The organism is Paenibacillus sp. V4I9 (assembly GCF_030817295.1).
Classification (GTDB): Bacteria; Bacillota; Bacilli; order Paenibacillales; family NBRC-103111; genus Paenibacillus_E.
This window is the reverse complement of sequence record NZ_JAUSZE010000001.1, coordinates 5779806-5793022: the sequence shown is the minus strand read 5'-3', so window position 1 is coordinate 5793022 and position 13217 is coordinate 5779806. Positions and strand designations below refer to the sequence as shown.

General features: G+C 43.4%; 11 protein-coding genes. 8 read left to right on the top strand and 3 right to left on the bottom strand.

The features are described 5' to 3' along the window. The 8 genes from QFZ81_RS26890 (at position 1) to QFZ81_RS26855 (ending at position 9504) form a co-directional block, all read left to right on the top strand. A complete protein-coding gene (locus QFZ81_RS26890; protein ID WP_307605396.1) occupies positions 1–1380 on the top strand; it encodes an amidohydrolase family protein in 1380 nt (459 codons plus the stop codon). An 8-nt stretch (positions 1381–1388) separates the two neighbouring features. Next, positions 1389–2105, top strand: a complete 717-nt coding sequence (gene wrbA, locus QFZ81_RS26885; RefSeq protein WP_307605395.1) for an NAD(P)H:quinone oxidoreductase type IV — start codon at positions 1389–1391, stop codon at positions 2103–2105. Positions 2106–2224: 119 nt separating this feature from the next. Further along, the gene (locus QFZ81_RS26880; RefSeq protein WP_307449449.1) at positions 2225–3046 is read left to right on the top strand and encodes a creatininase family protein; all 822 of its coding nucleotides are present in this window, start codon (positions 2225–2227) and stop codon (positions 3044–3046) included. Between the two features lie 47 nt (positions 3047–3093). Continuing rightward, positions 3094–3891 carry an ABC transporter ATP-binding protein gene (locus QFZ81_RS26875; protein ID WP_307607050.1) on the top strand — a complete coding sequence of 266 codons (798 nt, stop codon included), beginning with the start codon at positions 3094–3096 and terminating at the stop codon, positions 3889–3891. A 21-nt stretch (positions 3892–3912) separates the two neighbouring features. Further along, positions 3913–5250 (top strand): FAD-binding oxidoreductase, encoded by a 1338-nt coding sequence (locus tag QFZ81_RS26870; RefSeq protein WP_307605394.1) that lies wholly within the window; start codon positions 3913–3915, stop codon positions 5248–5250. Positions 5251–5384: 134 nt separating this feature from the next. Further along, a complete protein-coding gene (locus QFZ81_RS26865; RefSeq protein ID WP_307607048.1) occupies positions 5385–6164 on the top strand; it encodes an ABC transporter permease in 780 nt (259 codons plus the stop codon). 59 nt (positions 6165–6223) lie between these two features. Then, the gene (locus tag QFZ81_RS26860; RefSeq protein WP_307607046.1) at positions 6224–7444 is read left to right on the top strand and encodes an amidohydrolase family protein; all 1221 of its coding nucleotides are present in this window, start codon (positions 6224–6226) and stop codon (positions 7442–7444) included. Positions 7445–7608: 164 nt separating this feature from the next. Then, the gene (locus QFZ81_RS26855) at positions 7609–9504 is read left to right on the top strand and encodes a sensor histidine kinase (protein WP_307605393.1); all 1896 of its coding nucleotides are present in this window, start codon (positions 7609–7611) and stop codon (positions 9502–9504) included. A 47-nt stretch (positions 9505–9551) separates the two neighbouring features. Here QFZ81_RS26855 and QFZ81_RS26850 read toward each other — a convergent pair whose 3' ends face one another. The 3 genes from QFZ81_RS26850 to QFZ81_RS26840 all read right to left on the bottom strand — a co-directional run bounded on the left by QFZ81_RS26850 (position 9552) and on the right by QFZ81_RS26840 (position 13089). After that, complete coding sequence (locus tag QFZ81_RS26850) at positions 9552–9791, bottom strand: NHLP leader peptide family RiPP precursor (RefSeq protein WP_307605392.1); 240 nt, start codon at positions 9789–9791, stop codon at positions 9552–9554. Between the two features lie 80 nt (positions 9792–9871). Continuing rightward, the gene (locus tag QFZ81_RS26845; protein WP_307439711.1) at positions 9872–10804 is read right to left on the bottom strand and encodes a hypothetical protein; all 933 of its coding nucleotides are present in this window, start codon (positions 10802–10804) and stop codon (positions 9872–9874) included. After that, positions 10804–13089 (bottom strand): helix-turn-helix domain-containing protein, encoded by a 2286-nt coding sequence (locus QFZ81_RS26840; protein ID WP_307605391.1) that lies wholly within the window; start codon positions 13087–13089, stop codon positions 10804–10806. Before QFZ81_RS26840 ends, QFZ81_RS26845 begins: the two co-directional genes overlap by 1 nt. Positions 13090–13217: the final 128 nt, after the last annotated feature.

The following is a 13217-nucleotide window of genomic DNA, read 5'->3' as shown; positions in this document are numbered from 1 at the left end:
TTGGCTTCTATTATGAATATGGATTTAGTGAACGTTCGATTGCCAATGGAGGATGAGGGGCATTTATTTCGTCTCTCGATTCGTGATGGCGTTTGGACTCAGATTCAGAAGCAAGAAGCTAATGCTGCCCATTCTGGTGCAATGTCATTAGAACAATGGAAACCTCAGATTGCTACAGGCGAATCGGGCGTCTCGTTCATTGACCTTGAAGGAAAAATAATACTGCCAGGCTTCGTAGATGCCCATATGCATTTAGACAAATCATTCTCGCTAACTTCGGTTGAGAACCGGAGCGGGACATTAGAAGAGGCCGTACGCAATTATTCAAGTGCATCACCGTCTTTTACCAAAAATGAGATTAAATCAAGAATAATGCGTTCGGCTTTGCAAGCTTTGTCATTTGGTACTACGCATATTCGTACACATCTTGATTTTAATTTGAGAGCCTCACGTGAGGTAGCGTTACGTACAATTGAGGCTGCTTTGGAAGCCAAAGAAGCATTAGCGCCTTATATCAGCTTGCAGCTGTTTCCGATGTGTCCCTACAATTTCATGTCGCTAGATGTTGATGCCGTAGAGGAAGCACTAAAGATGGGCGTCGATGGGATTGGTGGAGCGCCGCACTTGTCATTAACTCCTAAGGAAGATATCGATTATATATTCAAATTAGCAGAGAAATATGATGTGCCGATTGATCTGCATTGTGATGAAACAGACAACCCAGCTATGCGCACAATCGAACATATCGCTTTGCGAACGAAATCAGAGGGCTATTCAGGAAGAGTTACCGTCGATCATTTATGTGCGCTAGCTTCGATGACGGATCAGGATGCTCACGGCATCATTGAACGCATGGCTGACGCGAGGCTCAAAGCAGTCTCATTACCTGCTGTCAATTTGTATTTGCAAGGAAGGCATGACGGATTCCCCGTTAGACGTGGAGTAACTCGTTTGAAGGAAATCTGGGAAGCAGGTATTCCTATTGCCGTGGCTTCTGATAATATTCACGATCCCTTTCACCCTTTTGGCAGAGGCGATTTATTGCAGATTGCTCTTATTGGCTCCTATGCCGCTCATATGGGGCGACCGGATGATCTTCGCACACTGCTGCGCATGATCACAGATGTGCCCGCCAAGGTGCTCGGTCTAACTTCCTATGAGGTAATGGCTGGTAATCATGCGAATTTTGTTATCATAGACGGAAGTACCCCGGAAGAGATCTTTACCATGCTGCCTGAACGCCGCTTTGTATATAGTCAAGGAAGCTTTGTACGAATGGCTGCAAATAAAGCCGAGTGGCAGGATAAGACCTTAGCTCATTATTGGCAAGAAGCAGTTGAGAATGTATCCTTCCATAAACATGAATTCGCGAAAGGGTGAGCGTCTTAATGGCTAACCTGTTGGTCATCTATTACAGCGCATTCGGTCACGTATTCCAAATGGCGCAGGCTGTCGCAGATGGAGCTAGCCAATCCGGAGCGCATCAGGTCAGGATCGTTCGTATTCCGGAAATGATTGCTGCTCAAAATCGTGTTATTCAGCAAGATAATGAAAGATCCAGAGCGGGAAATGAGCAGTTGGCAAGCCCAGCGACGCTTTCTAAGCAATTCCGTTTAACAGATCGTTACAGTAAATATGAAGCTACGCAAGCCTTGCAGCAGGATATTCCTATCGCGACGAACGATGATTTGCGTTGGGCGAATGGAATTCTATGGGGATTTCCGACGTATTATGGCACAATGCCTGCCCAAGTTAAGCTATTTCTTGAAATGGCTGGGGAGCTTTGTATAGAAGGTGCTTTGGAAGGAAAACCTACGGGCATTTTTAACAGTACAGCCTCCATTCATACGGGACATGAAGCCGCTATTTTAACCGCTATGGTTCCCTTATTTCATTTTGGCATGATATTCGTGGGACTGCCTTATTCGGAGAATCCCGAATATTTAACGGCTGATGCGATTGGCTGCTCACCTTATGGGGCATCGACATTGGCTGGGCCTGACAGTTCGCTATCTCCGGATCCAAGAGAGCTTCTGATGGCAGCTCGATTAGGAGAGCGGGTTGCTGATGTAGCCGCTGCTTTACAGCTATTCCAATCAAGATAAGCATAATTTTCTTAATTTTGAACGACGCTAATTTGAAAGCTTAAGATCCGCTCTTCACTTTGAGTTTGGGTCTTTTTTCATAAGAGCTTATGCGTACTATAATGTCCACTCACTTGGAGGTGCTCAACTTGTCATTCAGTCGTTATCAAGGTAAGGCGTGGGATCGCTGCTTTTTTCCCCGCTTAAGTAAGCTCGAGGTTGCTCAGGTTCCCAAAGATAATGCGCTCATCGTTCTGCCGGTTGGCGCGATTGAGCAGCATGGTCCGCATATGCCGGTGTTTACCGATACTTTAATTTCCGAAGTGCTCTTGACCGAGGCTTTCGAACAGCTTCCCGATCATGCGAATATATGGCTGCTGCCGGCCATTCCATACGGGAAAAGCACGGAGCACCTTGGCCATCCAGGGACTATAACGTTATCGGCAACTACATTAATGGCTGTCGTGATGGATATAGCGAAAAGCTTGAGTAAAAGCGGATTTCAGAAATTAGTACTAGTGAACACGCATGGGGGTAACACGGATTTATTAAATATGATGGGCCGGGAAATCCGTATTGAAACGGGGCTGGCTGTATTTCGATTAGATCCTGGCGGACTCGGTGCCGCTGATGAGTGGATAACGCCGCTGGAGAAGCAGGCTGGTATTCATGCGGGGGACATGGAAACTTCCTTAGTGATGTCTGCTAAGCCTGATTGGGTTCATATGGAGCTGGCTCCTACGGAATATCCGAATTACCCGGATTCGCGTTATTTGGCTCTTCGCAATCGTGCCTTTGCTTGGGTGATGGATGATTTATCTTATTCGGGGATATCTGGCGATGCTACGCAAGCAACGATAACGAAAGGCCATGCGATGGCTGAAAGGTACGGTGCTTTTATCGCCGAGGCTTTGCTCACCTTTCAAGCTTTTGAGATGAAGTCATTGAAAAAGGAACAATAACGGAGGAAAGTTCCAAAAATCAAATACAGGAGATGAAGTAAATGGCTATGAATTCTTCTCTGATCCATACATCCAATTCACAAGTATCCGGCCCTAACTTCGTAATCATGGATAATCTCTCTAAGACGTACCCAAACGGTACAATTGCCTTGCAAGATGTGAATCTAACGATACAAGAAGGGGAGTTCCTTTGTTTTGTTGGTCCGTCTGGGTGTGGGAAATCAACAATTTTCAAAATGATTACAGGTCTTGCCAAGCCGAGTAAAGGGACGTTAGATGTGTTTGGAACGACGCCCAAAGAAGCGCGCAAACAAAGTGATATCGCTTTTGTTTTCCAGGATCATACGCTGCTGCCTTGGTCTACGGTAGAAGCTAACGTAAGATTGCCGCTTGAATTGCGCGGTGTAGATAAGAAGACACAGAAAGAAGAGGCTCAGCGCGTGTTGGAGCTGGTCGGCTTGAAGGACTATATGAAGGTGCTGCCTAGACAGCTTTCCGGAGGAATGAAGATGCGTGTCTCCATCGCGCGTGCGCTCATTTCGAGACCTAAGCTGCTTCTCATGGATGAGCCCTTCGGCGCCTTAGACGAAATTACGCGTCAAACCTTGCAAATGGAGCTGCTTAATATTTGGCAGCAGGATAAATCCATGACGGTGCTATTCGTCACGCATAACGTATTCGAATCGGTATTCTTATCCACAAGTGTTGTTGTGATGACACCGCGTCCAGGTAAAATATCGGCGAGGCTTGATATCCCAGTCCCTTTTCCACGAGATGAAAGCTTCCGGACAACGACGCAATTCAGTGATTTAGTTCGTGAAGTATCTGAAGCTTTGGATCATTGATACGAAAGGGTGAATAAGCTCATGGCCATGAATATTAGCTGGGAGAAAGAGATACAGGAGCAGCTTGCTAAGGAAATCGTGTTTGTTGATGGCGAAACGAGAGAAAAGCTCTCTAAAGATTATTACTGGTACTCCCCTGTTCTTAATCGCCAATTACAGAATATGAAAGCGGCCGATGTCGTTGCCATACCGCGCAATGAAGCCGAGGTGGCAGAAGTTTTAGCCTTCGGTTACCGCCATAACATTCCCGTTACCGTTCGTGGAGCTGGTACAGGTAATTATGGTCAAGCGGTTCCCCTACAGGGCGGTATTGTCTTAGATCTAAGCCGAATGGATGAAATTCTCGAAATCGGACCTGGATATGCTCGTTTACAATGTGGAGTTCGTCTAGGTGTCATTGATAAAAAGGCTCGAGAAGTCGGACAAGAAATTCGCATTTATCCCAGCACCTATGTGAAAGCGACGGTTGGCGGCTTTGTAAGCGGTGGTTCCGGCGGAATCGGCTCAATTACCCACGGAAATCTATGGGATGGCAATGTGCTGGAAGCCGTCATTTATACGATGGAAGAATCTCCGCAGCGCTTGGTTATCCAAGGCCGTGATTTATTTGATTATATTCATAATTATGGGACGACCGGAATTTTGACAGAGGTGACCATCCCGCTTTCTCCTCGCACCGAGTGGGCTCAGGCTATAGCAAATTTCGACACCTTCGAGCAATCAATGCGATTCGGTGAGGCTCTTGCCAGAGAGGAAGCCATTCTGAAACGGCTCATTGCTCCGATGGAGTGGCCAATTCCCTCTTATTTCGTTCCGTTTGCCAAAGTGATCAAGCCTGGCATGGCCGCTGTCATGCTTGAATTTGCTGAGGATACGCTGCCGTTAGTCGAAGCTCTTGCCCAAAGTTATGGCGGGCACATCGGCCATCTTATTGAGGCTAAAAATTACCGGAAAACGATCGGGGTATCGGATTTTACATGGAATCATACGACATTATGGGCAATGAAAACGGACTCTTCCATGACGTATCTGCAAGCTGGCTTTAAGCTGGATTGCTATATGGAACAAATTCAGAAGATTAAAGACAAATATGGGGAAGAAGTTTACCTACATTTTGAATGGGTACGCAGCGGTGGGGAAATCTCACCAAATTCGCTTCCGGTTGTTCGCTTTGAGAGCGAAGAACGCTTATACGAGATCATTCACTATTGTGAATCGATCGGCGTGAAAATATTTGATCCTCATACCTGGGTGTTGGATCATGGCGGACGTGGTGAAGTTGGCAGCATGGAGCGCAAGAAACGTGAGAATGATCCAAGGGGGCTGCTGAATCCAGGGAAAATCATTTATGAGATGTAAATGAAGGGGGACGTACAATGGCTGTAGATTCTAAATACCTGCAAATACTACCGGATGAAATATTCCCTGCCCGCGAACGGGCGGCTTGGGCTAATCGATTGGAAGATGGGGCCTCACCAGGGCTTCGACTTCTGATGCTGCTTAAGCATCTTTTACCACCGCTAGTTGCGTTTGTTGTTTTCATCGGAGGCTGGGAACTCATTGCTTATTTAGTGAAAGCTCCTGTTTATCTCGTACCTAAGCCTTCCGATATCGTCGCAGCAGCCGTAGAAAACAGACATGGACTTTGGGTATCTGTAAGGACAACGACGTTGGAAGCTGTGCTTGGATTTTTCCTCAGCATTATATTAGGAGTTACTGGTGCCATTCTTTTGGCAAGCTCCAAATGGATTGAGAAGAGTGTTTATCCTTATGCGATAATTTTACAGACCATTCCGATTGTCGCCATTGCCCCTCTCATTGTGATATGGTTCGATGCGGGTGTGAATGCGATTGTCATTATTACATTCTTAATCGGATTCTTCCCGATGCTTTCGAATACGTTAATCGGTCTAAATTCCACAGATCAAAATATGAGTAACCTGTTTTATTTATATAATGCGAATGCGATTCAAACGATGTGGAGGCTGCGAATACCAGCTGCCCTGCCTTATATCGTAGCCGGTCTGAAAATCTCCTGTACTTTATCCGTGGTCGGGGCTATTGTCGGTGAATACATTGCCGGTATCGGCGGAGGTCAAGGCGGACTTGGTTATGCGATAACGTATGCTGCTGCTCGTTTAAAAACTCCTTATTTATTCGCTTGTGGACTTTCAGCATCAGCACTGGGCATTATTTTCTTCTTATTAGTCAACGCTTTCGCCAAATGGCTGCTTAGTTCGTGGCATGAATCCGAGATGAAAAAGGATAACTAAATGGCACCAAGGTAAAGAGGGTGAGTTAGCTGCTGGATATTGTATTTCGTAATGTGCGTATGCTTGGACATTCGGAGGACCGAGGTCTTGTAGATATCGGTGTAAAAAACGGCAAAATCGCCGTGCTTGGAAGTATTGCCGAACATGGGGAACGCGAAATTGATGGGATTGGTCACCTGCTGCTCCCGCCATTTGTGGAGTCCCATATTCACTTGGACACCGTCCTAACGGCGGGGGAGCCCGCCTGGAATGAGAGCGGGACCCTATACGAAGGCATCGGATTATGGCAAAAGCGGAAACAAGCGCTCACCTACGAAGACGTCACGGAACGAGCAGAGAAGGTGCTTCGGATGCAGATGGCTGCCGGTATCCTGCATGTACGCACCCAAGCAGATATCTCAGATCCGAATCTGACTGCACTACGTGCACTTCTTGCCTTGCGCGAGCGCGTAAAACCATACATGAACCTGCAAGTTATCGCGTTTCCTCAAGACGGTATTCGCGCGTGTCCCGATAATGAACGCCGTCTGGAGCAAGCTTTGGAGCTTGGCGCAGATGGCATTGGGGCGATTCCGCATCTAGAACCTACGCGTGAGGAAGGGCTATTATCGCTTGAAATTTGCTTCAATCTAGCAGAGAAGTATAGCTGCTTCGTCCATGTTTTTTGCGATGAAATGGACGATGCTCACTCCACGTTCTTAGAAAGCGTTGCCCATCTCGCGATTCGTTCTGGACTACGCGAGCGAGTAACAGCTGCGCATGCGAACGCTGCGACCTATTATGGGGAAGCTTATTACCAGAAGGTGCAGGGAATGCTTGCGCGCTCGGGCGTGAATGTCGTTTGTTGTCCGCTCATCAATAGTGCTATGCAGGGCAGATATGACGGCTATCCCAAAGGCCGAGGCATCACCCGGATAAAGGAATTATGGGCGGCTGGCGTTAATGTAAGCATCGCGCATGACGATATTCAGACGCCTTTCTATCCGCTGGGTACAGGGAATATGCTGCAAGCAGCTCATATCGCTGCCCATTTAGCACATATGACGGGGCGCGAGGAAGTGGCGGAGCTTGTGCGTATGATCACGACACGTGCAGCGAACACCCTGCAGCTTAAGGAATACGGGCTCGAAATTGGCCATCCAGCCAGCTTTATCATACTGCCTGGAGATGATGCTATGGATCTTGTTCGAGAGCAGCCTAGTTGTCGGTATGTTGTGAGCCAAGGCCGCATTGTGGCTGAAACTGTGCCTGCAAGGAGTCAATTGTTCACTACATTGTAAATGTGAATATTTATACAATAAGCAGTCCCCCTGTTGTTATTTCGCAGGGGGCTGTTTATGTTTTGTTTTTCAAATGTTTACCAGTGAATAAGAAGGGAAAGCAAAGAAACCTGTCGAATTTATATTGTTAATTACTTACAGTTTTCTTCGGGGGAGGAAAATAAATGAAACGGATATCTCGAGAACTCTGGAAAACGATGTTGGTTATGATCTTCTGTTGTGGATTCATGTCTTCCCATGCTTATGCCGATGATAAAGTGGATTTGAAAGCGATCCCAGATTGGAGCATCATGTGGGGTGATCCGCCAGGTGGTCTAGAAGGAGTAATTGCTACTTCCTCCAATCATTGGATTAAAGTCATTAACGGCGAATCATCTCCCAAGAAACCGAAAGAAGTTTCTTCGGCATGGATTAGACTCCAACTTCCATCCCATATACCTAAAGACTATGGCATATACATTGAAGGAGTATATACGCAGAACCTTTGGGTGTATATTGGTAATCGCTTAGTTCGAGAAATCAAGTTTGATTTTCCGATAGATAGACAAAGAAGTTTATTTTCTATTAGCAGCGAAGATGGGGGGGAAGTCGTTTATTTAAAGCTGGAGACATCCACGGATCGCTTAGGTATACACTCAGTAATTAAGCTGGATGATTATGCTAGATTGACGCGATCGTTTGCACTTCAGGATTTATCGAACATTATTCTAGGGTGTGCCTTTCTCTTCATAGCTGCGAGTACGCTAATAGGTTCTTTCTTCCTGAAAAAAAGTCAACTTACAAACTGGGCTTTAGTTAGTGTACTTAATTTAACGCTTGGAATTATTTTCATTACATATTCCGCTTTCTTGTACGCAAACTTCACGGGCTATGGCGGACTATTTACTGCTTTGTTTGATGTATCACTTGCCGTTTTTTTGCCTGCGCTCTCTTATTTTTTTGAAAAAATATTTGATGACGGCAAATATAAACTGATTCGTTGGTTTAGAAAATTCCAAGTCGTGTATTCAATTTTTTCAATTACTTTTATGCTCGTTAATCAACTCAATGCTTATCGATTTAACAAAGCTTATTTTTTAGTTTCGGTTACCGTTTTGGGGTTTATAATGATTAGTCAGTTCATTTTAATGATTTGCTTCTCCATTATACTTGTACGAAGAGGGAACAAGGAAGCTGTTATTTTCTCATCCGGTTTTACCTTTTTAGCTTTTATGAGTACACTAGACCTTATATGCTTCTATGCTAGTTCTCAAAACTATCAGTTTTTCTTGTGGAAATGGGGAGTTGTAGGATTTATTATTGTCATTGTTGTCGTACTGGGCAGGCGCTTTGCCATCAATCAGGAACATATGATCAATTATTCCAAAGAACTTGAATTTTATAATCATCAGCTCCAGCTCTCGGAAAAGATGGAAATCATAAGCTCATTGGCAGCTTCTGTCGCTCATGAGGTGAGAAACCCTTTGCAGGTAACACGAGGTTTCTTACAGCTTATTGCAGCTAGAACAGACGATAAGAACAAAGAATATATGGGAATCGCGATCGAAGAATTAGATCGAGCTTCTGTTATCATTACGGACTTCCTGACTTTTGCAAAACCACAGTTGGATGATCTCGTCGATTTAAATGTTTCCAAAGAAATCAGCCAAATTGAAGGTATTATTGTTCCCTTGGCCACCTTATACGGCGGACGGATAACCGTTAGTGTTCCTAGTGATTTGCATATACAAGGGAACTCATCGAAATTGAAACAAGTGCTTATTAATATTATTAAAAATAGTATCGAAGCCTTTCAAGTTGATGGTCAGATTCATATATGGGCTTATCATAAAAATGATGAGGTTTACATTCATATCAAGGATAACGGCGAGGGGATTGAACCCGAGCAGTTGATCAAATTAGGGGAGCCTTATTATTCCACAAAGTCGAAGGGGACTGGGCTTGGATTAATGGTCACTTTTCGGATCATTGAAATCATGAAAGGGCACATCGAGTTTAAAAGTCAAAGATACATAGGCACAGAGGTTATCATTCGTTTCCCATCCATAGCTGTTAAATAAAAAGAGGTGCTGCGCGTTGTTAGCGCGGCACCTCTTTTTTATTTGATTTACCACGTTTGCTCAGTGCCATTCGTAGTAACCAATACTTTTGCAGGATTCGTAGGAATGACAAGTACAAACTCAGTTGAAGTTTCTTCAACCGCTTTAACTTTGATGTCATCAGGAAGTGTGATGTTAAATGCTTGTTTTAGCGCGGCTTTTGGATTAGCAATAAGTTGGTTCTTGAATGCTTCATCTTCCCAAGCTTTTTGAATAATTTGAGCTTTCAATGTTTCATTTGATGACATTACTAATCACTCCTTGTCAATTGGGTAATTTTACCTTCATGACAAATTATAACATGAATATTCAGAATAATCTACCAAAATCAACTAGATTTCGACAAAAAATAGTTTAAACCACCTTGTGCTAGCATTTTTCTACTATTTTTGATTTCGTTTGAACCTCTAAGTATGTTTTCCACAAGCGAGTCATGGAAATTGATCATTTGTGTCATGGATATTTGTAAGCCTAGCAATTGCTCATGATGAATAATTGCGATTTGCCCATACAAATCCAGAAAGTCATGCACATACAACTGCTGCTTCACCATTTCGGGCGATACAGTACTATCCGTTGATAGCTGCAAATGCTTACGCAGCGAAGCCACTAAGCAATTGTAAGAACCCTCTTCCAAATCTTCTTCCCAGTCAGCCCAATCATCCAGCATTTGTAAAGTGATAAGCGTTTGTTCTACAGCCGCAGTGACGACAGGGATAAGGTGGGCTTGATTTGATAGTAGAAGAGCTCCCGTGCTGGCATTTTTGACGGGACTTGCTTTCTTAGCGACTTTGCCAATGTCGTGATGGAAGTAATCGGATTGCTGCTCATTGGAAACAGCTTCAGACCATTCCATGATATACGTCTCGTAGTAACTCCAGAAAGGCGACCCGGCAGGGAACATTTCTCTATAAGTGGATAGAAACTGCATATGAAATAAATTGGCGAGAGGCAGCTTGTCCTTATGCTCACCTTTGGCTGAATCCATGATATCGTCTTGTATAAAATAGTAGAGCATTACAAATACATTCGCTAATGAGAGTTTATTTATCGACTCTGGTTGCAGTTCAGTGATGTCTTTCATCCAATACGGAAGAAGGTAACAGATATAATTTTTAGTGCTTTCTTCTTTTCTTCCGTCAAATGTAGCTAAATAAGCAAGTCCAATGTGATCTAACGGTGCTGGAAATCCGCTAACGATGCGTTCTGCCTCCGCAAATACGTCAGCAAGATCTTTCTCATGAGCCAAAAACCAGTTCATCAAACATCAATTCCTTTCTGAATAGAAGGTGCTGAATTTTGAGTATATTGTTTTCTGAAATCGTTTGGTGTAATGCCATTATACTTCTTAAACTTTCTGTAAAAGTACGAGTCGCTGGTGAAGCCGGTCTTTTCCGCTATTTCTGCCACAGAGAGGGAAGAGTGTAGGAGCAGTTCTTTCGATTTATTCATACGGACGTCTTGAATCAAATCCGTAAGCGCTGCCATCGTATGTTGTTTATATAACCTACTGATATAAATAGGAGACATATCCAGTTCATCGGCAATGAAATTTAAAGATAAGTTCTGGTTTGCATAATCCTTCTCGATAATGTCATTCATTTTTTTAATTAATTCCACATGCTTGGAGCTTCTTTTTTCATCCAGCTTTTTGTAAAGCAGCTCGAACAAGTGGTAGAACTGAACATTAATTTCTTCAATGGTTTCTACTTGATTCAGGGAAGCGGTTGTCGTATCCAAATAAAGTGGAAGGGCTATGGCGTTATTCTTATTGATCGTATTAAGAACGTTATTTACCGTAAGTGTTAAATGGGATATAGCTAATTGAACAACTGAATAGGAAAATTCGGCAGTTTCATTAACAATATCAGCGTAAATGGTTTCCGCTTCGGTTGAATCTCCGGTCATTAGACAATCGACCAGTTGTTTTTCCTTATGTGTTGGAAATTTATACTCCTTAGATCGATACTCCATGATCTCTTCTGACCATATGATGCATCCGTGACCTCTGAACAATCGGTGGTAGGAAGCTTCCAACAGCTGTTTATAGAGGTGAATGCATTGCCCTGCATGATCTTGTAAGGGACTTATGGTGATGGAGACGGACAGCTTGATATAGTCGGCAATGGATGTTTGCATCTTGTGGAGTATAGCCATGAATGCCTCATGATCCCACTCGAAATCGGACTCCTGCGCGGTAAGCAGCAGCAAGATATGGTCATCGCCCATATCAATGGCTTCGGCTTGAAAGGTGGGGGAGCTAATCTCTGTGCATATATTCATTACGGCATATCGCAACAATTTAAACTGATCCTGATATTTATTAACGTTATCTGTAAAGTGATCAATTTTTACTATAATTAACAAAGAAGAATGCTGAATGGTTATTTTTGATCCAAAATAACGCAATTTTTCTTGCAAGGCTATCGGGTGATAGGCCTCTCTTCCCATAATAATATTTCTCAGGAAATCCTGACGTAAGATTTGTAGATTGTCTCTTTTTTCGATTTCTAATGTTTTTAAGCTGCGTATCACTTTATCGATGGGATCGAAAAGTTTTCGTGAAGTGAAGAACGAAATAAGTAATCCCGCAATGAGTATGCTCAAGCTGATGTAAATCGTTTTCGTTCTCATGCTCTTGATTTCTTTCGTGATGATGGTATAAGGTGTCGTTCGTACATATCGCCATCCCAATGAATCCGGAGCTGTGTATGAAATCAGCGACTTTGTGTTATCAACAGTGTCTACCAAATACCCAGGAGATGATGCGTTGGCAATAATCTTCTTGATGTAAGTTATATCCGAATAATTGGTCAATACCGGATTAACTCCGTCAGTGGAGAGCAGTAAGCCCTCATTATTAATAATAAATTCGTTGCTGGAACGGCTGTTTGTTATGTTTTTCAAGGATTTATTGAAGAAAGATTCCGAGATATTCACAATAACTGCGGAGTTTAAGGAATTATTTATATTGATTGCATCATAACACAAATAGGAATAAATACCGACCTTAGAGACTGTGAGTTGAGCGTTGCCAACTAAATTAAACGTTCTGGGAACGGGTAGAAAAGGCGTATAATCCTGAAAATGGTCCAAAATATCTACCATGCTTTGATCGCCTAGTGTGGATTTGGATTGAATGCCGCTTTGAGAATTGTCGGAGCTGACGTAGAAAAGATCTGATTTACCGTTATACACATAGATGGAATCAATAAATGGCATCGCGAAGCGATAATTGTTGAGCTGCTGCATGGCGCTAGTTACATCGTAGATATCAGGTTTATCGTAAAACAACAGCTTACTGATGACAAAATCCCGATAAATTTGAAAGGACAAGGAGGTAGCTGTCCCTGTTATGGTTCGAATTTCCTGACTGGTTTGCATCAAACTGTTGGAATCGGATTCGTACACTTGATTGAGCGCGATATTATCGAAATTAAAATGAAGAATGCTGGAGGATACAAGCAGAGTGATGACAATAGACAAAATGATACTCAGCAGTATATTTCGATATACCTTTTTGTTGTCATGAGTGCGCTTCATCATGAGACTATCCCCCCTGGTTCGTAGGAAAAGTATATCGTACCTATTTGGCACTTGCAATGGAACCAGATGAGTCGAAAGGAAGAAAAAGTACCGAAAAATCCGGAAAGTCCATGAATGTTTAAAATGTA

Coding starts and splice junctions, on each gene's coding strand:
- wrbA (WP_307605395.1), top strand. CDS start 1,389: ATGGCTAACCTGTTGGTCATCTATTACAGCGCATTCGGTCACGTATTC.
- QFZ81_RS26875 (WP_307607050.1), top strand. CDS start 3,094: ATGAATTCTTCTCTGATCCATACATCCAATTCACAAGTATCCGGCCCT.
- QFZ81_RS26870 (WP_307605394.1), top strand. CDS start 3,913: ATGGCCATGAATATTAGCTGGGAGAAAGAGATACAGGAGCAGCTTGCT.
- QFZ81_RS26865 (WP_307607048.1), top strand. CDS start 5,385: ATGCTGCTTAAGCATCTTTTACCACCGCTAGTTGCGTTTGTTGTTTTC.
- QFZ81_RS26860 (WP_307607046.1), top strand. CDS start 6,224: ATGCTTGGACATTCGGAGGACCGAGGTCTTGTAGATATCGGTGTAAAA.
- QFZ81_RS26855 (WP_307605393.1), top strand. CDS start 7,609: ATGAAACGGATATCTCGAGAACTCTGGAAAACGATGTTGGTTATGATC.
- QFZ81_RS26850 (WP_307605392.1), bottom strand. CDS start 9,791: ATGTCATCAAATGAAACATTGAAAGCTCAAATTATTCAAAAAGCTTGG.
- QFZ81_RS26845 (WP_307439711.1), bottom strand. CDS start 10,804: ATGAACTGGTTTTTGGCTCATGAGAAAGATCTTGCTGACGTATTTGCG.
- QFZ81_RS26840 (WP_307605391.1), bottom strand. CDS start 13,089: ATGATGAAGCGCACTCATGACAACAAAAAGGTATATCGAAATATACTG.